Annotated in this window: 17 protein-coding genes; 9 read left to right on the forward strand and 8 right to left on the reverse strand. The window is 73.9% G+C overall.

Features of this window, described 5'->3' with window-relative positions; translation table 11 throughout:
- Nucleotides 1-160 precede the first annotated feature (160 nt).
- The gene (gene aceB, locus AB0C78_RS40270) at nucleotides 161-1768 is read right to left on the reverse strand and encodes a malate synthase A (RefSeq protein ID WP_360758729.1); all 1608 of its coding nucleotides are present in this window, start codon (nucleotides 1766-1768) and stop codon (nucleotides 161-163) included.
- A 302-nt stretch (nucleotides 1769-2070) separates the two neighbouring features.
- Between aceB and hflX the strand changes: the two genes are divergently transcribed.
- The 6 genes from hflX to holA all read left to right on the forward strand — a co-directional run bounded on the left by hflX (nucleotide 2071) and on the right by holA (nucleotide 10765).
- Nucleotides 2071-3447 (forward strand): GTPase HflX, encoded by a 1377-nt coding sequence (hflX, locus tag AB0C78_RS40275; RefSeq protein WP_360758800.1) that lies wholly within the window; start codon nucleotides 2071-2073, stop codon nucleotides 3445-3447.
- Between the two features lie 541 nt (nucleotides 3448-3988).
- Nucleotides 3989-5203 carry an imidazolonepropionase gene (gene hutI / locus AB0C78_RS40280; RefSeq protein WP_173099701.1) on the forward strand — a complete coding sequence of 405 codons (1215 nt, stop codon included), beginning with the start codon at nucleotides 3989-3991 and terminating at the stop codon, nucleotides 5201-5203.
- A gap of 96 nt (nucleotides 5204-5299) precedes the next feature.
- Nucleotides 5300-6145, forward strand: a complete 846-nt coding sequence (locus AB0C78_RS40285; RefSeq protein ID WP_360758732.1) for a DegV family protein — start codon at nucleotides 5300-5302, stop codon at nucleotides 6143-6145.
- A gap of 94 nt (nucleotides 6146-6239) precedes the next feature.
- Nucleotides 6240-6986, forward strand: a complete 747-nt coding sequence (locus tag AB0C78_RS40290; protein WP_360758734.1) for a ComEA family DNA-binding protein — start codon at nucleotides 6240-6242, stop codon at nucleotides 6984-6986.
- Nucleotides 6987-7660: 674 nt separating this feature from the next.
- On the forward strand, nucleotides 7661-9754 hold the full coding sequence (locus AB0C78_RS40295) for a ComEC/Rec2 family competence protein (protein ID WP_360758802.1): 2094 nt from the start codon (nucleotides 7661-7663) through the stop codon (nucleotides 9752-9754).
- Between the two features lie 60 nt (nucleotides 9755-9814).
- On the forward strand, nucleotides 9815-10765 hold the full coding sequence (gene holA / locus AB0C78_RS40300) for a DNA polymerase III subunit delta (RefSeq protein WP_360758736.1): 951 nt from the start codon (nucleotides 9815-9817) through the stop codon (nucleotides 10763-10765).
- 721 nt (nucleotides 10766-11486) lie between these two features.
- Here the strand turns inward: holA and AB0C78_RS40305 are convergent.
- Both AB0C78_RS40305 and AB0C78_RS40310 read right to left on the reverse strand, forming a co-directional pair.
- The gene (locus AB0C78_RS40305) at nucleotides 11487-11906 is read right to left on the reverse strand and encodes an SRPBCC family protein (RefSeq protein WP_360758738.1); all 420 of its coding nucleotides are present in this window, start codon (nucleotides 11904-11906) and stop codon (nucleotides 11487-11489) included.
- The gene (locus tag AB0C78_RS40310; protein ID WP_360758740.1) at nucleotides 11846-12772 is read right to left on the reverse strand and encodes a LysR family transcriptional regulator; all 927 of its coding nucleotides are present in this window, start codon (nucleotides 12770-12772) and stop codon (nucleotides 11846-11848) included. Before AB0C78_RS40310 ends, AB0C78_RS40305 begins: the two co-directional genes overlap by 61 nt.
- 70 nt (nucleotides 12773-12842) lie before the next feature.
- Here AB0C78_RS40310 and AB0C78_RS40315 point away from each other — a divergent pair, with 70 nt between their 5' ends.
- Nucleotides 12843-13367 carry a hypothetical protein gene (locus AB0C78_RS40315; RefSeq protein ID WP_360758742.1) on the forward strand — a complete coding sequence of 175 codons (525 nt, stop codon included), beginning with the start codon at nucleotides 12843-12845 and terminating at the stop codon, nucleotides 13365-13367.
- Here the strand turns inward: AB0C78_RS40315 and AB0C78_RS40320 are convergent.
- Nucleotides 13312-13845: an RNA 2'-phosphotransferase gene (locus AB0C78_RS40320; protein ID WP_151538396.1), complete on the reverse strand. Its 534-nt coding sequence runs from the start codon at nucleotides 13843-13845 to the stop codon at nucleotides 13312-13314. The genes AB0C78_RS40315 and AB0C78_RS40320 overlap by 56 nt on opposite strands.
- Nucleotides 13846-13936: 91 nt before the next feature.
- Entirely contained in the window at nucleotides 13937-14206 is a 270-nt protein-coding gene (rpsT, locus tag AB0C78_RS40325; protein ID WP_151538397.1) for a 30S ribosomal protein S20, read from the reverse strand.
- A 272-nt stretch (nucleotides 14207-14478) separates the two neighbouring features.
- Between rpsT and lepA the strand changes: the two genes are divergently transcribed.
- Entirely contained in the window at nucleotides 14479-16320 is a 1842-nt protein-coding gene (gene lepA / locus AB0C78_RS40330; RefSeq protein WP_360758745.1) for a translation elongation factor 4, read from the forward strand.
- Between the two features lie 87 nt (nucleotides 16321-16407).
- Here lepA and AB0C78_RS40335 read toward each other — a convergent pair whose 3' ends face one another.
- The 3 genes from AB0C78_RS40335 to AB0C78_RS40345 all read right to left on the reverse strand — a co-directional run bounded on the left by AB0C78_RS40335 (nucleotide 16408) and on the right by AB0C78_RS40345 (nucleotide 19573).
- Nucleotides 16408-16962 (reverse strand): DUF4870 domain-containing protein, encoded by a 555-nt coding sequence (locus AB0C78_RS40335; RefSeq protein WP_360758747.1) that lies wholly within the window; start codon nucleotides 16960-16962, stop codon nucleotides 16408-16410.
- A 138-nt stretch (nucleotides 16963-17100) separates the two neighbouring features.
- Nucleotides 17101-18540, reverse strand: coding sequence for a hypothetical protein (locus AB0C78_RS40340; RefSeq protein ID WP_360758749.1), 1440 nt, complete (start codon nucleotides 18538-18540; stop codon nucleotides 17101-17103).
- 121 nt (nucleotides 18541-18661) lie between these two features.
- Nucleotides 18662-19573, reverse strand: a complete 912-nt coding sequence (locus tag AB0C78_RS40345; protein ID WP_360758751.1) for a hypothetical protein — start codon at nucleotides 19571-19573, stop codon at nucleotides 18662-18664.
- Between the two features lie 205 nt (nucleotides 19574-19778).
- Between AB0C78_RS40345 and AB0C78_RS40350 the strand changes: the two genes are divergently transcribed.
- Entirely contained in the window at nucleotides 19779-20219 is a 441-nt protein-coding gene (locus AB0C78_RS40350) for a hypothetical protein (RefSeq protein WP_151538402.1), read from the forward strand.
- Nucleotides 20220-20243: the final 24 nt, after the last annotated feature.

The raw sequence follows: 20243 nt of genomic DNA on the forward strand, positions 1-20243 counted from the left end.
GCCCGGTCCAGCCCCCGTCACGGGCGGGCACGCGGAGCGAGTGCAGCGAGCGGAGCGGGCCCGCCCGCCGGTCGGCGGGCTGTTTCGCGCGGAGCTCCGGCGGAGCGGGAAACGGCCTGCCGACCGTGACGGGGGTTCCAGGGGGTCGCCCCCCTGGGTGTTACGGGAACTGCTGGTAGGCGGGGGTGGTGAGGAACTCGGAGTACTCGTCCGCGAGCGTGACCTCCTTGAAGAGGGTCACCGCCTGCTCGTAGCGCGGCTCGTTGTAGGCGTCGCCGAGCTCGGCGCGGATCTTGGCCAGCTCCTCGTCCAGGAGCTGCTCGACCCACTCCTTGGTGATCTTCTTGCCCTCGGCGGTGGAGACGCCGTTGTAGATCCACTGCCACACCTGCGAGCGGGAGATCTCCGCGGTGGCGGCGTCCTCCATGAGGTTGTGGATGGCGACGGCGCCGGAGCCGTTCAGCCAGGTGGCGAGGTAGCGCAGCGCGACGTCGACGTTGCCCCGCAGGCCCGCCTCGGTGATGTCGCCGGGGGTGGCCTTGACGTTGAGCAGGTCGGCGGCGGAGACGCTGACGTCCTCGCGGAGCCGGTCGCGCTGGTTGGGCTTGTCGCCCAGCACGCCGTCGAAGACCTCGCGGCAGACCGGGACGAGGTCGGGGTGGGCGACCCAGGAGCCGTCGAAGCCGTCGCCGGACTCGCGGGTCTTGTCGGCCCGGACCTTCTCCAGCGCGACCTTGTTGACCTCCTCGTCCTTGCGGGACGGGATGAACGCGGCCATGCCGCCGATCGCGTGCGCGCCGCGCTTGTGGCAGGTGCGGACGAGCAGCTCGGTGTAGGCGCGCATGAACGGCGCGGTCATGGTGATCGCGTTGCGCTCGGGCAGCACGAAGTCGGCGCCGCGGTCGCGGAACTTCTTGATCACCGAGAACAGGTAGTCCCAGCGGCCGGCGTTCAGGCCGGCGGAGTGGTCGCGCAGCTCGTAGAGGATCTCCTCCATCTCGAACGCGGCCGGGATCGTCTCGATCAGCACGGTCGCGCGGATGGTGCCGCGCGGGATCTCCAGGGCGTCCTGGGCGAGGTTGAAGGCGTCGTTCCAGAGCCGCGCCTCCAGGTGGCTCTCCATCTTCGGCAGGTAGAAGTAGGGGCCCTTGCCCTTGTCCAGCTGCCGGCGCGCGCTGTGGAAGAGGTACAGCCCGAAGTCGAACAGCGACCCCGACATCGGCTCGCCGTCGACGAGGAGGTGCTTCTCCTCCATGTGCCAGCCGCGGGGGCGCACGACGATGGTGGCCAGCTCGGCGTCGTCCTTGAGCGCGTAGGTCTTGCCGGACTTGGCGTCGGTGAAGTCGATGGTGCGGTCGAGGGCGTCGCGCAGGTTCAGCTGCCCCTCGATCATGTTGTTCCACAGCGGGGTGTTGGCGTCCTCGAAGTCCGCCAGCCACACCTTCGCGCCCGAGTTCAGCGCGTTGATGGTCATCTTCCGGTCGGTCGGGCCGGTGATCTCGACGCGGCGGTCCTCCAGGCCCGGCGCCGGGTCGGCGACCCGCCAGGTCGCGTCCTCGCGGACGGACGCGGTCTCGGGCAGGAAGTCCAGCGTCCCGCCCTCGGACAGCCTGCGCTGGCGCTCCGCGCGGGCCGCCAGCAGCTCCTTGCGGCGTCCGCCCAGCTCGCGCTGCAGGGCGGCGAGCAGGCCGAGCGCCTCGGGCGTCAGGATCTCCTCGTACCGCTCCCCGAGAGGTCCGGCGACCTCGACACCTTCCAGTTCGGCCATCTGCTCGCCCTTTCGTCTGGTGAAATTCCACTTCTGTCTTATGGAGTAACGCTACTCGGCGGTACAGAGCCCGGTCAAAGCGGGGCCGCCCGCCCGCCGTGCCGTTGACCTCCCCGCGCGCGCGGCGGGTACGCACTGTCTTGGCGTCCCTATAACCACGTGACCCGCGACGACGGCCCGTGAGACGATCCCGGGGAAGATACGGCCGCGCCGCGGCGTTCTACCGAGGACATATGACTCTTCCTTTCTCTGCAGACCAGACCCACGAGGACCGGACCTACGACGAGATCGACGCCGAGCCCATGACCGGCGAGCTCGACCTCGAGGACCGGCGGGCACTGCGCCGGGTCGCGGGACTGTCCACCGAGCTCACCGACGTCACCGAGGTCGAGTACCGCGCCCTGCGGCTGGAGCGGGTCGTCCTCGTCGGCGTGTGGACCGAGGGCACCGCGGCCGACGCCGAGAACTCCCTGCGCGAGCTGGCGCTGCTCGCCGAGACCGCGGGCTCCCAGGTGCTCGAGGGGCTCGTCCAGCGCCGATCCCGGCCCGACCCGGCCACCTACATCGGCTCCGGCAAGGCCGCCGAGCTGCGCGACGTCGTCATCTCCACCGGCGCTGACACCGTCATCTGCGACGGCGAGCTGGCCCCGAGCCAGCTGCGGCACCTGGAGGAGACCGTCCAGGTCAAGGTCATCGACCGGACCGCGCTGATCCTCGACATCTTCGCCCAGCACGCCAAGAGCCGCGAGGGCAAGGCGCAGGTCGAGCTCGCGCAGCTCAACTACCTGCTGCCGCGCCTGCGCGGCTGGGGCGGCAACCTGTCCCGGCAGGTCGGCGGGCGCGCCGCCGGCGGCGTCGGCATCGGCGGCCGCGGCCCCGGCGAGACCAAGATCGAGCTGGACCGGCGGCGGATCCGCACCCGGATGGCCAAGCTGCGCCGGCAGATCGCCGAGATGTCCAAGGCCCGCGACACCAAGCGCGGCGAGCGGCGCCGCAACGAGGTGCCCGCCGTCGCCATCGCCGGCTACACCAACGCCGGCAAGTCGTCCCTGCTCAACGCGCTCACCGGCGCCGGGGTGCTGGTGGAGAACGCGCTGTTCGCCACCCTCGACCCCACCGTCCGGCGCGCCGAGACGCCCGGCGGCCGCGCCTACACCCTCGCCGACACCGTCGGGTTCGTCCGGCACCTGCCGCACCAGCTCGTCGAGGCGTTCCGCTCGACGCTGGAGGAGGTCACCGACGCCGGGCTGATCCTGCACGTCGTGGACGGCTCCGACGCCGACCCCGAGGCGCAGATCGACGCCGTCCGCGAGGTGCTCCGCGAGATCGGCGCCGACGCGATCCCGGAGATCATCGTCATCAACAAGGCGGACGCCGCCGACGACCTGGCCATCGCCCGCCTCCAGCGGCGCGAGCCGCACAGCGTCGTCGTCTCCGCCCGCACCGGGTTCGGCATGGAGGACCTGCGGGAGGCCATCGAGGCCGACCTGCCGGGCCTGGACGCCGAGCTGCGCGCGCTCGTCCCCTACGAGCGCGGCGACCTGGTCGCGCGGGTGCACGACCGCGGCGAGGTGCTCAAGCAGGAGCACGTCGCCGAGGGCACGCTGCTGCACGCGCGCGTCCCCGAGGACGTCGCCGGCGAGCTGGCCCGGTACGAGATCGCGGCACAGATCGTCTGACCGTCCCGGTCTGCGGACCGCGACCCACGATCGCCCGGGCTCGGGCCGTCCGAAAAGGACGGTCCGAGCCCGTCCGAATACCGGTCCCGGGCGGATCCTGGTCGCCGAACGGTGACAGCTTCCCCAATCGGCTTGACGGTTCGGTTGAAATCCGTACGGTCGAAGGGCTAGGGGGCGGGTGATGGCTGTCGATGGGCTGCGAACGCACACCACGGAGTGCGCGGACGAGCGTGCGGGCCGTGCCGGGTCGGCCGGCCGGCGCCGCGCAGAGCTTGTCGGCCGGGCCTTCAGTGCACTACCGTGACGAAACCGATATCTCCGGTCTCGTTGCCAGTGGTGGTCGCCCGATCACCCGGCCCTCCAACGGTGAATCGCCGGCACCCAGTCGGCGTTTCGGATCGAGAGCAGGTGGCCCCATCGATGGCAGGTGCGAACACCGGACGGCGCGCAGGCGGCCCGCTCCATCCCTCCCTGCTCCTCTCCCACACAGCGTCCGGTACCGCGCCGCGCGGCGCGTCGTCCCAAGCAGGTCGGTGACCCTATGACGGTACGGCTGTTGACGAACATCGGCAGGCTCTGGACGGGCACCGACGTCTGCAGCAACGCCGCCGTGCTGATCCACGACGACCGCATCGTGTGGGCCGGCCCCGCCTCGGACCTCCCGCAGAGCGTCCCCGGGATCATCGACGACATCGTCGACGTCGACCACGTGGAGAACCTCGGCGGCGGCCTCGTCACCCCCGGCCTCATCGACGCGCACTCCCACCCCGTCTACGCGGGCAACCGCTGGGCCGAACTCGCGATGCGCACCAGCGGCTCCTCGCACTCGGCCATCGCGGCGGCGGGCGGCGGCGTCAACTCCACCGTCACCGTGACCCGCGGCACCGACCCCTGGACGCTGTGCAACGGCGTCCGCGAGCGGCTCCGCCAGTGGATCCTCGCCGGCACCACCACCGTCGAGGCCAAGACCGGCTACCACCTCACCCGCGACGGCGAGCTCGCCGACATCCGGATGCTGCGCTCGCTGGAGGGCGAGCCGTCGATGCCGCGCATCCACGCGACGTTCCTCGCCGCCCACATCCTCCCGCCGGAGTTCTTCGGCCGCCGCCGCGACTACATCGAGGCCGTCCGCCTGTGGGCCGGCGACGCCGCCGTGGCCGGCGCCGACTCCATCGACGTCTACTGCGACGAAGGCCACTTCACCGCCGAAGAGGCCCGCGCCCTGCTGCTCACCGGCAAGCGCGCCGGGCTGAAGGCCCGCATGCACGCCTGCGCCAACGAGCGCATCGGCGCCGCGCAGGTCGCCGCCGAGGTCGGCTGCGCGTCCGCCGACCTGCTCACCCAGGCCAACGACGACGACATCAAGGCCCTCGCGCACGCCGGCGTCACCGCCACCGTCTGCCCCGGCAGCGCCCTCAACAGCAGCCGCGCCCCGGCGCCCGTCCGGCAGATGCTCGACCGCGGCGTCACCGTCGCGCTCGGCACCGACCACAACCCCGGCCAGTGCGGCATCACCTCGATGCCGCTGGTCATCGGCCTGTCCGTGGCCATGTTCGGGCTGAGCGTCACCGAGGCGCTGCGGGCCGCCACCCTCGGCGGGGCCGCCGCACTGCGCGTCGGCGACCGCGGCTCCCTCGCCCCGGGCATGCTCGCCGACATCGTGCTGTGGGACGCCGACCACGAAGGCGCGTTCGCGTGGGCGTTCGGCCTGCGCGCGCTGCGCGTGTGGCGCGGCGGCGTCCCGGTCCAGCCCTGACGGAGCGTCTTCTTTACAAGCCGAACGGGCGTCTTCTTTACAAGCTGATATGTCGCGGACATCCCCGAGCGGAGATCGGGGGGTAATGTCCCGTTCATGGGCAGCGCCGTCGCGGTCGTCACGGATTCCACCGCCTACCTCCCGCCGGGGCTCGCCGAACGGCACGGGCTGACCGTCGTCCCCCTGCAGATCTCCCTCGGCGGCGCCATGCGCGACGAAGGAGACATCAGCGGCGACGAAGCCGTCCGGGCGCTCCGGGACCGGCGGCCCGTCAGGACGTCCCGCCCCTCGCCCGGACGGTTCGCCCAGGCCTACGAGAGCGCCGCGGAGGCCGGCGCCGACGCCGTGGTGTCCGTGCATCTGTCCGCGGCCATGTCCGGGACGCTCGCCGCCGCCCGCCTCGCCGCCGCGGACGCGCCCGTACCGGTCCGCGTCGTCGACAGCGGGACCATCGGCATGGGCCTCGGCCTCGCCGCCCTCTCCGCGGCCGCCGCCGCGATGGCGGGCGGGGACGCCGAGACCGTCGCGCGCGCCGCGGCACGCCGCGCCGGAATGTCCCGGTCCCTGCTCTACGTCGACACCCTCGAGCACCTGCGGCGCGGCGGCCGGATCGGCGCCGCCGGGGCGCTCCTCGGCTCCGCCCTCATGGTCAAACCCCTCCTGGACATCGCCGGCGGCCGGATCGTCCCGCTGGAGAAGGTCCGCACGTCCGCGCGGGCCCTGGCCCGGCTGGAGGAGATCGCCGTTGAGCAGGCGGGCTCCCGCCGCGTCGACCTCGGCGTCCAGCACCTCGCCGCCGCGTCCGGCGCCGACGCCCTCGCCGCCCGGCTCCGCGACCGCATCCCGCACGTCGAGGACGTCTACGTCGGCGAGGTCGGCCCGGTCATCGGCGCGCACGTCGGCCCCGGGATGCTCGGCGTGGTGATCGCCCCGCAACTCTGATGCGTATCCCCTGGTCAGAGGGGGTGCGGCGCGAGTTATCCACATTTTCCGCAGGCCCTGCTCGGGGCTCGGTGGCGCGCCTAACGTCGGCGTCATGACAGCCGACGACCGCCTCCACTCCCTCGCCGACCGGCTCAAGCCGCCCGCGCAGCCGCCGTCCGCTCAGCCGCCCTCCGCGCGGCTGCGCTCCGTGCCCGAGAGGGCGAACGTCCGCGTCCTGGCCGTCATCGCGGTGATCGCCGCGCTGGTCGCCGGCGGCTACCTCTGGCTCGCCCGCCCCCGCCCCGACCCGGCGCCCGCCACCGCCGACGCCGCCGCGACCGAGGTCCCGGCCCCTTCCGCGCCGTCCGGGCCGTCACCCGCCGCCGTGCCCGCCGGAGCCTCCGGGCCGGCGTCCGTGGTCGTCCACGTCCTCGGCAAGGTCAAGCGCCCCGGCGTGGTCACCCTGCCGTCCGGCTCCCGCGTCGAGGAGGCCATCAAGGCCGCGGGCGGCGTGCGTCCCGGCGCCGGGACCGGCACGCTCAACCTCGCCCGCAAGCTCGTCGACGGCGAGCAGATCCCGGTCGGCGTCCGCCTGCCCTCGCCCGCGCCCGGCGAGCCGCCACCAGGCCAGCCCCCGCCCGGGCCCGCGGCCTCCGGGGCGCCCGGCACGCCCGTCGACCTCAACACCGCGACCGCCGACCAGCTCGACCAGCTCCCCGGCGTCGGCCCCGTCCTCGCCCAGCGCATCGTCGACTACCGCACGCAGCACGGCGGCTTCCGCTCCGTCGACCAGCTACAGGACGTCGACGGCATCGGTGCCCGCCGCTTCGCCGACCTGAAGCCGATGGTGCGCGTATGACCCCCGACCTCCGCCTCGCCGCCCCGGCCCTCGCCGCCTGGATCACCGCCGCCCTGACGATCGGCTTCCCGCCCGTCCTCACCTGGACCGTAGCCGTCATCACGACCATCACCGCCCTCTACCTCCTCACCACCGCCCGCCGCACCCCACCCACCCCCGAAGCCGCGCCCGCAGTGCTCGGAAGCCGAGAACCGACCACCCGGGACACCCCTCTGCTATCTGATGCGGCACCGGGGCGAGAGCGGTTAGGGGACGAGGCCGCCGGGTCTTCGCTTGGGACCTGCCAGGGGCAAGTCGGGGGAGTGCAGTGGGCGCCGCCGGGGCCGGGGTTGAGGCGCGGGCGTTCGACCGCTGCCCGGGATGAACCCTTGCTGTCGGACGCGGCGGCGTGGAGAACGAGGCAGGCCGCCGGGGTCAGCGGGCCTCCAGCCGGGGCCGGTTTGGAGTCTGGTGGTGACGGGCGGCGCGCTTCGGCGGGACGGGCGGTTGTGTGGCGGACGCCCGAGGGCGGGACGGGTGCGTGGCGGACGTTGCTCAGACGGGCGGCCGAGCGGCGTGGGTTGGCGGGGGCGCTCGTGGGGGATGGACGGCTCGCCATCCCCCGCCTGGCCGCGTTCCGGGAGAGGGGCGGCGCACGTGGGCTCTCGGGGACGGTCAATCGGCGGTTGCTGGGGATGGTGCTGGTCTGCGTGGCCGCGTCCGCGACCGCGGTGGCGTTCCGGGCGACCGCCGTCGGCACGGGGCCGGTGCGAGCGCTCGCCCGTACGGGAGGGGCGTCGTCGGCCGAGGCGGTGCTGACCGGGGACCCGCAGGCCAGGAAGGCCGGCGGGCGGCCCCTGGTGATCGTGCGGGCGCGGGTCGAGGCGGTCGCGCGGGCCCGGGTGCGCGTGCCGGTACTGCTGATCGCGCACGACCCGCGGTGGCTCGGGCTGCTGCCGAGCCAGCGGGTGCGGCTGCGCGGCCGGTTCGAGAAGCCGCGCGGCGCCGAACTGCTCGCCGCCGTCGTGATCGTCCGGGGCCCGCCCGCGCTCCTCGGCGGCCCGTCCGACGTCCAGCGGGCCGCCGAGGCCGTGCGTGCGCGGCTGCGCGCGGCGGTCGACCGGCTGCCGCCCGACCAGCGAGGTGTCCTGCCCGGCATGGTCGACGGCGACACCTCCCGGCTCGACCCGGCCCTCGCCGACGACTTCCGCACCGCGGGCCTCAGCCACCTGCTGGTCGTCTCCGGCGCCAATCTCGCGATCGTGATCGGCGCGGTCCTGTGGCTGTGCCGCGTCGCCGGGCTCGGCCGCCGCCGAGCCCCGCCCGTCGCCGCCGTCGCGGTGGTCGCGTTCGTGCTGGTCGCCCGGCCGGACCCGAGCGTCCTGCGGGCCACCGTCATGGGCCTGGTGGCGCTGCTCGCGCTGTTCACCGGACGCTCCCGGCAGGGCGTGCCCGCGCTGTGCGCTGCGGTGCTCCTGCTCGTCCTGATCGACCCGGAACTGGCGCGCTCGTACGGCTTCGCGCTCTCCGTGCTGGCGACGGCGGGCCTGCTCGTCCTCGCGCCGCCCTGGCGGGAGCGGCTCGCGCGCCGCCTGCCCGGCCCGCTCGCCGACGCCCTCGCCGTCGCGGCCGCCGCCGAGGTCGCCGTCGCCCCGGTCCTCGTGATGCTTTCCGGAGAGGTCGGTGTGGTGTCGCTACTAGCGAACCTGCTCGCCGCGCCGGCGGTGGCGCCCGCGACGCTGCTCGGCGCGCTCGCCACCGCGATCGCGCCCGTGTCGCTGCCGCTCGCCCGCCTGACGGTCCGTCCCGCCGGCTTCGCCGTGGGCTGGATCATCTGGATCGCCCGCACGGCCGCCGCGCTTCCGTACGCCACCATCCCGTGGACGGGCGGCGGGCTCGGCGCGGTGACCCTGCTGCTGGCAGGCGGTGTCGCCGTCCTGATCCTGCGTCACCCCGGGCTGCGCATGGCGGCGGTTGCGGCCATGGCCGGCGTGCTGATCGCCGTCGTCGTACTGCGGGTCACGGCCCCGGGCTGGCCGCCGCCGGGCTGGCAACTGGTCGCCTGCGACGTCGGCCAGGGCGACGCGCTCGCGCTCGCCGCCGGACCCGGCCGTGCCGTCGTCGTGGACACCGGCCCCACCCCCGCCCCGGTCGACCGCTGCCTCTCCCGCCTGCGCGTGACGGACGTGCCGCTGCTCGTCCTGACCCACCCGCACGCCGACCACATCGGCGGGACGTCCGGTGTCCGGCACGGACGCACCGTCCACGAGGTCGTGAGGACGCCCCTCACCGACGGCGCCGAGAACCGCTTCATCGCCGGGCTTCCGTCGCGTCCCGCGCTCGCCGGACGGGAATGGCGCGTCGGCGGCCTGACCCTCGCGATCCTCGCGCCCCTCGGCACCGGCCCCGCCCTGTCACCGCGGGACGACGGCACCACGATCAACAACGCCAGCGTCGTCCTCGTGGCCCGCCGACCCGGATTCAGCGCCCTGCTCGCCGGCGACGTCGAGACCGACGCGCAGCGCGCCCTCGAGACGAGCGTCCCGCGCGTCCAGGTCCTCAAGGTCCCGCATCACGGCTCCCGCAGCCAGGACCCTCGCTTCCTGGCCGCCGCCCACGCGTCGATCTCCCTGGTCTCCGTCGGCCGGGAGAACGACTACGGCCACCCGGCCCCGTCCACCCTCGGCCTGCTGCGCCGCCTCCACACCCAGGTCCACCGCACCGATCAGGACGGAGACATCGCCATTGTCCGCACCAGAACCGGCATCGCCGCCGTCCCGCGCCATTGACGCCGCCCGGACGCTGCCGACGTGGCGCGGGGACGGGGTCGGGCGTGGCATGCTGCAAGGGTGTCCGAGGCCATCACCCTGATCGTGGGAGACGAAGAGCTGCTCGTGGAGCGGGCGATCGGCGAGGTCGCCGCCTCCGTGCGCGCGCGGGACCCGAACGCCGAGGTGATCGACCTCGCGCCGGGCGGGCTGGAGCCCGGGCGGATCTCGGAGCTGACGTCGCCGTCGCTGTTCGGCGGCGGGAAGGTGCTCGTGATCCGGTCCGCGCAGGACCTCGGCAAGGACCTCACCGCCGAGGTGCTCAAGTACGCCAAGGACCCGGCGGACGACGTGGTCCTCGTGGCCGTCCACCACGGCGGCGCCAAGGGCAAGGCGCTCGTGGACGGGCTGACCAAGCTGAAGGCGCGCAAGATCGCCTGCCCCAAGGTGACCAAGATGGGGGAGCGCGTCGACTTCGTGCGCGCCGAGATCCGCCGGTCCGGCGGGAAGATCTCGCCGGACGCGGCGCGCGGGCTGCTGGACGCGGTCGGCAACGACCTGCGCGAGCTGGCGGCCGCGTGCAGCCAGCTCGTCGCCGACACCGGCGGGAAGGTCGACGACGCGGCCGTCGCCCGCTATTACCGCGGCCGCGCCGAGGTCAGCGGGTTCACCGTCGCGGACAAGGCGATCGACGGGCAGCTCGCGGAGGCGTTGGAGCAGTTGCGGTGGGCCCTCGCGACCGGCGTGGCGCCGGTGCTCATCGTGAGCGCGCTGGCCCAGGGCGTCCGCGGACTGGCCAAGGTCGGCGGCGCACCGCGCGGAGCCCGCGGCGCCGCGCTCGCCAAGGACCTGGGGATGCCGCCGTGGAAGATCGAGCGCGTGCAGAAGCAGCTGCGCGGCTGGTCGGGCGACGGGGTGGCGCGCGCCCTCACCGCGGTGGCGGAGGCCGACGCGCAGGTCAAGGGCGGCGCGGCCGACCCCGCCTACGCACTGGAGAAGACCGTCGCCGACATCGTCGCCGCCCGCCGCTGACCCCCGCCCAACCGCCCCACGCGCCCGGCGCCCAACCGCCCCACGCGCCCCGCGCCCAACCGCCCCACGCGCCCCGCGCCCAACCGCCGCCCCGCGCCCAACCGCCGCCCCGCGCTCAACGCTGCCCCGCGCTCAACCGCCGCCCTGTGCTTGGCCGCTGTCCTGGTGCTCGGCGGGCGTCCTATGCGCGGGCGGGCGTCCCGTGCTTGGCCGCTGTCCCGCGCTCGGCCGCCGCCCCCAGTCCGGGCGGGGTCCTGTGCTTGGACGCGATCCTCTGCGCGGCCGTCGTTCCGTGCACGGCACCGCCCCATGCTCGGCGCCCCCGTGTTCGACCGCGCTGTGTTCGGCCGCCACCCCTTGTCCGGCTGGCGTCCACTGCTCGTCGGCTGCCCCCTGCGCGGCCGCCCAGTGCTTAGCCGCGCCGTGTTCGGCCGGCGCCCCTGTCCGGCGGGCGGCCCGTGCTTGGACGCGATCCCCTGCTGGCCGTCGTGCCGTGCGCGGCACCACCCCCATGCTCGGCGCGCCCGTGTTCGGCCGTCCAGTGCTCGGCGGCCGCCTCCTGAGCGGCCGCCGCGCCGTGCTGGGCGGGCGTCCGGGGTCTTGGAGGCTGTCCCGTGCTTGGCGGGGCCTGTGCTTGGGGGCTGGGTTGCGGTTGGTGGTGTGCTGTGTTTGGGGGTGGCGGCCTTTGGGGTTGGGGGGCGTGGCGTGTTGCTGGGGTGGGTCAGGGGGATTCGGCTTTGGTTTTCAGGCCGTTGGCCTCCATGGTGACGTAGCGGCGGGTCCGGGAGCCCATGAGGAGGGCGATCAGCGGGGCGAGGGGGCCGGTCTGGTCGAGGGTGAGGCGGACGGTGCTGCCGCCCGACGTGCCGGGGCGGACCTCGTGGCCGCCCGTCGTGGTGACGCCGGGGGAGCGGGACCGCCAGGTGAAGTTCTCGTTCTCGGTGAACGCGGTGACCGTCCAGACCGCGGCGGGCATGCCGGGCTGGTGGACGCGGGCGCGGGCGCCCTCGCGGAGGGGGCCGTCGAGCAGCTCGACGCGGTTGATCGAGGCGGTCATGTCCGGCCAGTGCTCGACGTCCTTCAGCAGGTTCCAGACGGTGTCGGGGGCGGCGTCGATGTCGACGGTGATCTCGAAGTGCACGGTGGGCTCCCGGTGGTCAGGGCGGTGCGGATCCTGGTCAGCAGGCCGGCGACGAGGGGGTCGGTGCCGCGGCCCGGCAGGTGGACGGCGTAGTAGGGGACGGCGGGCAGGTCGGTGATCTCGCGGAGGACGACCCCCGGCGGCGGGACGACGCAGCCGTTCACGACGGCGAGCCCGGCGCGGAGGGACACGAAGTGCAGCAGCAGCGGCCAGCCCTCCGCCTCGACGGCGGCGGTCCACGGCACGTCGGCGGCGCGGAGGGCGCGTTCGAGGGCGACGCGGTGCGGGCCGGCGGGCGGCGGGACGACCAGGGACGCGCCGGCGAGGTCGGCGAGCGTCAGGGACCGGCGGGCGGCGAGCGGGTGGTCGTCCGGGACGGCGAGAGCCTGCGGGTACGCGGCCAGCGGGACGGTCGCGAGGTCGGCGGGCAGCACGTCGAGGACGGCGACACCGAGGTCGGCGCGGCCGGTGCGGACGGCGGTGAGGGTGCGGGCGCGGTCGCCGTTGACGAGCCGGACGCCGTGCCGGACGGCGTCGCCGAGCAGGTACAGGTAGGCGCCCTCGCCGGCGGCGAGGACGGGCAGGCGGGCCGGGGCGGTGCCGTCGAGGTCGGCGAGGAAGGCGGCGACGCGGGCGTCGAGGTCGCGGGCGAGGCGGGCGACGGCCTCGCCCGCGGGGGTGAGGGCGATGCGGCGGCCGTGCCGGGTGTAGAGGGGGCGGCCGAGGGTCTCGGCGAGCTTGCGGATCTTGACGTGCAGGGCCGGCTGGGAGATGTGCAGGTCCTCGGCGGCGCGGGTGAAGTTGAGGTGGTCCGCGAACGCGGCGAAGGAGGCGAGCGCGTCGGTGGACAGGCGGCTCAACTCCATAATCTGAAACTATATACCGCCGATCGATCGATAGTTCAGTTCTAGCCGTGGTGCGGTCAGGCTCAGAGGCATGGAACCTCGTCTCGGCATCGATTTCGGCCGCGTCATCCAGGGCGTCTCGGCTCCGGGGACGGCGGACACGGCGTTCCTCGGCGGCTCGTTCGCTGAGGCGCTGGCGTCGCCGGCGGCGGACGGCGTGTACGACGTGCTGCCCGGGCTGGTGGAGGCGTTCGGCGGCCGCGCGTGGATCATCTCCAAGTGCGGGGAGCGGGTCCGCGAGCGGACGCTGGCGTGGCTCGACCACCACGACTTCTACGACCGGACCGGGCTGGCCAGGGGGAACGTGCGGTTCTGCCGGAAGCGGCCGGAGAAGGCGCTGCACTGCGCGGAGCTCGGGATCACGCACATGATCGACGACCGCTTGGACGTGCACCGGGCGATCCGCGACGTCGTCCCGTACCGGTACCTGTTCGGCCCGCAGAAGGGCGAGGTCCCGGACTGGGTGCGGCACGTCCCGACGTGGGCGGACGCCGCCGTGATCAGCGCAGATATTCCGGCGGGACGGCGTCCGCCAGCCACACGCCGTTCGCGCTGACGCGGAACGCGTGGCCGTCGGCGGCCATCCGCCCCGCCTCGACGACGAGGACGACGGGCCGGCCGCGGCGGGCGCCGACGCGCCGCGCCGTCTCCGGGTCGGCGGACAGGTGGACGGCGTGCCGGTCCATGCGCAGCAGGCCCTCGCGGCGGATCGCGGGTGCGGTGGCCTCGGTGGTGCCGTGGTACAGCAGCTCCGGCGGCGGGACGGCGGGCAGGCCGAGGTCGACGTCGATGCTGTGGCCCTGGACGGCGCGGATCCGGTCGCCGTCGAGGGCGTAGCGCCGCTTGTCGTTGACGGCGACGACGTGCTCCAGCTCGGCGCGCGTGATGGGGAAGCCGTGCCGGGCGGCGGCGTCGAGCAGGTCGTCGACGCGGGCCCAGCCGCCGGCGTCGAGGGTGAGGCCGATGCGCTCGGGGCGGTGCCGCAGGTGCTTGGCGAGGTACTTGGAGATCTTCACCGTGCGCCGTGCGTCCATGGACCCCCGACCGCCTTCCCCGCCCGGGCATGCGTCAGGGCCGGTCGCGATGGACCGGCCCCGGGCGTGCGCGTCTAGCTGAGCGCCGTGCTCACTTGGCCTGCAGCGCGGCGGCCTGCTTGGCGATGGCCGACTTGCGGTTGGCGGCCTGGTTCTTGTGGATGACGCCCTTGCTGACGGCCTTGTCCAGCTTGCGGGCGGCGGCCTGCTGCGCCGCGACGGCGGCCTCGACCTCGCCGGACTCCGCGGCCTCGCGGAACTTGCGGATCGCGGTCTTCAGCTCCGACTTGACGGCCTTGTTGCGCAGCCGCGCCTTCTCGTTCTGCTTGTTCCGCTTGATCTGGGACTTGATGTTAGCCACGTCGTAGTGCCTCAGCCTTGGTTGCGATCATGGCCTGCCGAGCCGGCAGGCGCGAACAGGATGTCTGACGGGGGCGGACGGTGCCCCCGGGGCACGACGCTACGCCACACGCAGTCGCACAGCCTACCAATCGGGCCCGTCCGCCGCGAACCGGCCTGGTGCCGGGCGGGTGCGGGCCCGCGCCGGAGGGCTTGCACGGAGCATCGCGTCCGGCATGGGACTATGGGACGTACAGATCCATTGTCCACCTGTGAGTTTGCGAACGGACCCCGGTGCCAGCGCCTGAGCCTGACAAGACCGATCCCGCGATCATCCGCAACTTCTGCATCATCGCGCACATCGACCATGGCAAGTCGACGCTCGCGGACCGCATGCTGCAGCTGACCGGCGTGGTCGAGGAGCGCCAGATGCGCGCCCAGTACCTCGACCGGATGGACATCGAGCGCGAGCGCGGCATCACGATCAAGAGCCAGGCGGTCCGGCTGCCCTGGAGCTCGGATGGCACGGACTACGTCCTGAACCTGATCGACACCCCCGGCCACGTCGACTTCTCCTACGAGGTGTCGCGGTCGCTGGCGGCGTGCGAGGGCGCGGTGCTGCTGGTGGACGCGGCGCAGGGCATCGAGGCGCAGACGCTCGCGAACCTGTACCTGGCGCTCGAGGCGGACCTGCACCTGATCCCGGTGCTGAACAAGATCGACCTGCCCGCGGCGCAGCCGGAGAAGTACGCCGAGGAGCTCGCCGGGATCATCGGCTGCGACCCGTCCGAGGTGCTGCGGGTGTCCGGCAAGACCGGCGAGGGCGTGCGCGAGCTGCTCGACAAGATCGTGCGGGACGTCCCGGCGCCGGTCGGCGACCCGGACGGCCCGGCGCGCGCGCTGATCTTCGACTCGGTGTACGACACCTACCGCGGCGTGGTCACCTACGTCCGGATCGTGGACGGGCACCTGTCGCGCCGCGAGAAGAGCCTGATGATGTCGACGGGCGCCGCGCACGACACCCTGGAGGTCGGCGTCATCTCCCCGGAGCCGAAGCCCGTCCAGGGGCTCGGCGTCGGCGAGGTCGGCTACCTGATCACCGGGGTGAAGGACGTCCGGCAGGCCCGGGTCGGCGACACGGTGACCGGTGCGGGACGCCCGGCGCCCGAGGCGCTCGGCGGCTACCAGGACCCGAAGCCGATGGTGTTCTCCGGCCTGTACCCGGTGGACGGCGACGAGTACCCGGAGCTGCGCGACGCGCTCGACAAGCTGCGGCTGAACGACGCGGCGCTGATCTACGAGCCGGAGACGTCCGCGGCGCTCGGGTTCGGGTTCCGCTGCGGGTTCCTCGGCCTGCTGCATATGGAGATCGTCCGGGAGCGGCTGGAGCGCGAGTTCGGCCTGTCGCTGATCTCGACGGCGCCGAACGTGGTGTACCGGGTGGTCATGGAGGACGGGTCGGAGCACACCGTCACCAACCCGAGCGAGTTCCCCGAGGGCAAGATCGGCGCGGTGTACGAGCCGGTCGTGAAGGCGACGCTGCTGTCGCCGGCCGACCACATCGGCGCGATCATGGAGCTGTGCCAGGGGCGCCGCGGGGTGCTGCTCGGCATGGACTACCTGTCGGAGGACCGGGTCGAGATCCGCTACACGCTGCCCCTCGCCGAGATCATCTTCGACTTCTTCGACCAGCTGAAGTCGCGGACCCGCGGGTACGCGTCGCTGGACTACGAGCCGAGCGGCGAGCAGGAGTCCGACCTGGTGAAGGTCGACATCCTGCTGCAGGGCGAGTCGGTGGACGCGTTCAGCCAGATCGTCCACAAGGACAAGTCGCGCGAGTACGGGCTGATGATGACCGCGAAGCTCAAGGAACTGATCCCGCGGCAGCAGTACGAGGTGCCCATCCAGGCCGCGATCGGGGCGCGCATCATCGCGCGCGAGAACATCCGCGCCATCCGCAAGGACGTCCTCGCCAAGTGCTACGGCGGCGACATCTCCCGCAAGCGCAAGCTGCTGGAGAAGCAGAAGGAGGGCAAGAAGCGGATGAAGACGATCGGGCGGGTCGACGTCCCGCAGGAGGCGTTCGTCGCCGCGCTGTCCACCGGCGGCGAGTCCACCGACAAGGGCCGCAAGTAGCGACACCGGAGCCGGGCGCGCGCTGAGGCCGGGCGCGCACCGGAGCCGGGCGCGCGCTGGGCCGGGCGGGCACGCCGCCCGGCCGGGCTATTTGACGATCGGCCAGGCGACGACGACCGGGACCGTGCGGAACTCGCCGCGGTTCGCGGCCCGCGCCGCGTAGACGAGGAAGAACAGCACGGCCGCGGTGAACAGAAGCGGCACCCAGATCAGGACGTCGACGGCGAGTGCGAGCAGGCCCCCGACGATCCAGACGGCGATCGCCGCGAGGCCCATGTTCAGGCCCTGCGCGGCGTGCCGGCGGACGAACGGCGAGCGCGCCTTGCCGAGGTAGACGATGGCGGGCGCGATGGCGCCGACGAGGAACTGGCCGAGGTAGGCCATGAGCGACCACGTCTTCTCGTCGTCGCTGACGGGGCCGTAATGGCCGGGCATCGGCGTGGTGCCGCGTCCCTGGGCCGGCTGCTGCCAGGCCTGGCCCGGGCCGTCCTGCTGGGGCGGCTGCTGCCACGCGCCACCGGGCTGCTGCGGCTGCTGCCAGGCCGAACCGGGCTGCTGCCACGGGCTCTGCTGCTGGGGCGGCTGCTGCTGCCATCCGGGCTGCTGTCCCTGGCCGGGCGACGGGGGAGGCCCGTAGGCCATGGCGGGTGTCCTCTCCGGGTTCGCTGAGCGAGCTTTGGCGAAGTGTACGACTCCTAGGACGCACCCGGAGTTCGCCCGGTTTCCCGCCTTTCCTTCCCGCGCCGCCCGGCATGCGGCCGGTACGGACCGTCAGGGGCGTCAGGGACGCCAGAGGACGCCCGACGGGGCGCCCGGCGTGAGCGTGACCGACCCCTTCCAGGTCAGGAACGACTGCTGCGGCAGGTACGCGCCGTCCAGGAAGAAGCCCCGGTTGAGCGAGGTGACGGTGGCGGGCGCGCCGTTGTCGCCGAGCCCGATGGGACGCCGGATCGCCTCGACGCTCGCGATGTCGGACGCCTGCGTGCCGGCGGGCAGCTCGACCGTCGTCGCGACGGGCCCGTCCCGGTCGATGGACCAGGTCGGCTGGTCGTGGTCGGACCGGTAGAGCCGCGACGGGTCGGACTTCAGCCGGACGCCGAGCGCCACGCCCGGCACGGACCCCGTCCCGGTGGCGGCGCCGGTGGTCTTCGCGAACTCGACGAACAGGTAGGTGCGCTGGTCGCCGACCGCCGTCGTCGCGGGATCGGACGGGCTCTCGATCTTGCCTTCGCGGAGCATCTCCTGCGCCATGACCCGGTACGTCCACGGCTGCTGGTCCATGACGTACTCGCGGGTGCGGTCCTGCGGGCGCGTGGCGGTGACGTCCGGCATGAACCGCAGCGGCGAGTCAGGGGGCGTGACGGTGTCGCACATGTTGTTGTTCACCGTGCATGTCTGCAGCACCGGGTGGTCGGCCTCGTACTTGCCGGTGAACTGCAGCGTCGCGTGGTTGGGCGCCTGGTAGACGCCGGTGCCGTCGACCCGGTTCCCCTTGGCGTCGACCTCGACGCGGTAGATCCACTCGATGTCGGTGGTGCGGCCCCAGCGGGCCATGAGGGCGGGCGTGTCCGTCCCGCCGTCCTCGTTGCTCCAGACGACCGAGTATTCGAGGATCTGGTGGCCGGGGGTGGCGGCGGGCTTGGTCTCGTGCCAGGCGATCAGCGGGGTGTCGGTCGTGGCGTTCTGGTACGCGTCGCCGGTCACCGGGAGGGTCCGTCCCACCACGACGGGCGCGTAGCGCAGGACGAGCTGGTCGGCGGACGGCATCCGGACGCCGGTCCGCGCCAGCCGCACGCGCTGGGCGGCGGGGGCGCTGCCCTTGGCGAACCGGAAGGTGACCTTGTGGCGGCCCCGGTCGACGCGGCCGAGGGCGAGGCTGCGGGGCGTCGGGTCGGACGACGGGACGACGAGGTCGGTGACGTGCCGGCCGTCCACCGCGATGGACACCACGGCGGACTCGGCGCCCTTCTCCGCCCACGACACGCCGGGCGCGGACGCGGTGAAGCCGATCAGCGCCTCCCCGGCGCGGCCGGCGGTGAAGGTGAGCGTGCGGGCGGGGCCGCCGCGGTGGACGTTGATCGTCCGCCCGGCGGTGGAGGCTTCGGAGGGAGCGGCTTGGGCGGGAGCGGCGTCGGCGGGGGCGGCGGCGAGGGCGAGGGGAGCGGCGGCGAGGGCGGCGGCGGACAGGGCGAGTGCTGTGTGACGCGCACGGCTTCTCATGATCGGGAAACCTAGGGCGGCCGGATTGCGCGCCGGTGACGGGCCGGTCCCCGGTGGGTGTCGGGATCGTTGCCGCCAGGACGATCTTCCGGATCCCCGGACGCCCGGTGACCGCGGGGGGTCAGGCGTTGGTCCGGTGCGGGACGGACGGCGCCGGAGGCTGCATCGACACCGCCGCGAACCGCTCCTCCCCGCCGTGGGAGTGCCGCGCGGGGGCTGGCGACCGGCCGTCCGGCTCGTACAGGGTGAGGCCCAGCGCGGGCAGCCGCACCGCCCGTCCCCGCCGCACGACCTCGTGACCCAGCTCGGTGAGGAGCGCGGTCACGTCGCGGGCCGGCTCGTCCAGCAGGTCGATCCCGTCGAGCCGGAACCGCATCTCCGGGTTGCCGCTCCAGCCGGGCCGCCGCGTCCCGCAGATCTCCGCGACCCGCTCCGCGCCCGTCCCGGACCGGTCCGTCGACAGCGACAGCACCCCGCGTCCGACCTGGACGCTGCGGTGATCGGCCCACCCGCACAGGAACTGCGCCCTCGGCGGCGGCGTCCCGCACCGCTCCGCGACCGCGGCGAGCGTCGCCCAGGCGTCCGACGCCGGCGTGCTGAACAGCAGGTGGGCGTCCGGGAGCAGCGCGCCGCGCCCCGGCTCCAGCGTGACCACGAACGGCGCGACCCGGCCGGGGAACCGCGCCGGATCCGCCTCCCGCAGCGTGACGAGGCCCTCCCACTCCACCGGGTCGTCCACCGCGAACCAGGTGATCGCGGCCTCCGCGCCGAGGTCGCCGAAGGTCGCGTCGGTGAGCCGCTCGCCGATCACGGCGCGCAGCCCCTCGGCGGTCTCGCCGAGCCTGCGCCGCCACCACGGCGGCTCCGGGTCGGAGCGCCCGCCGGTCTGCCAGAGGGTGCCGGGACCGTCGAACGCGGTGCGCCGCTCCGCGCCCTTGTCGTCGACGACGACGTAGTGCCAACCGCCGGGGCCGCCGCGCAGCAGCACGCGCGCGGGCACACGCCCCCAGTCCACCGGCCCCTCGTTCCGCATTCGGACGACCCTATCCGCCCAAGAGGGGCGGCACGCATCATTGCGGCCCGTGCCGCCCGCCTTCCGCCCGGCTCGACCAAGATCGTCCCGGCTGGGCGCCGATCGCGGCCGGCGGTTTCGCCGCGACACGGCCGGCGCTCCTCGATCCGGGCCCGGATGTCGGTACGGTCGGGGGCAGTGCGTCGACGGTACCGGAGGTTCCAGCGTGACCCACTCCGAGCAGGTCCTGCGCTCCCCGCGGGAGCGCGAGACCGTGAACGGCGCCGTGCGCGCCCTGCGCTCGGCCGCGCCCCTGGGCTGGGAGCGGCTCGGCTTCGAGTTCCGCGCCACCGTCGGCATCGACAGCGCGTCCTTCGAGGTGGAGGACGCCGCCGGCGAGCGCCGCAAGGCGACGCCGCCGGGCCAGGCCGTCGGCAAGATGGACGAGCTGCGCCGCGTGATGTACCGGCGCGGCAAGGGCGCGTGGTTCACCGCCCGGCTGGAGATCGAGCGCTCCGGCCGGTTCAGCGCCGAGTTCGACTACGACGGCGAGCCCGAGTTCACGCCGCCGCTGACGCCGTCCGCCTACGCGCTGGACCTCGACCGCTTCCCCCGCACCGACGCGCACATCCCCGCCTGGCTCCGCCGCAAGCTCGACGAGGCCTGACGCCCGACCGGGGCGTTCCCCCAC

Source organism: Actinomadura sp. NPDC048394 (genome assembly GCF_040651755.1).
Classification (GTDB): domain Bacteria; phylum Actinomycetota; class Actinomycetes; order Streptosporangiales; family Streptosporangiaceae; genus Spirillospora; species Spirillospora montaniterrae.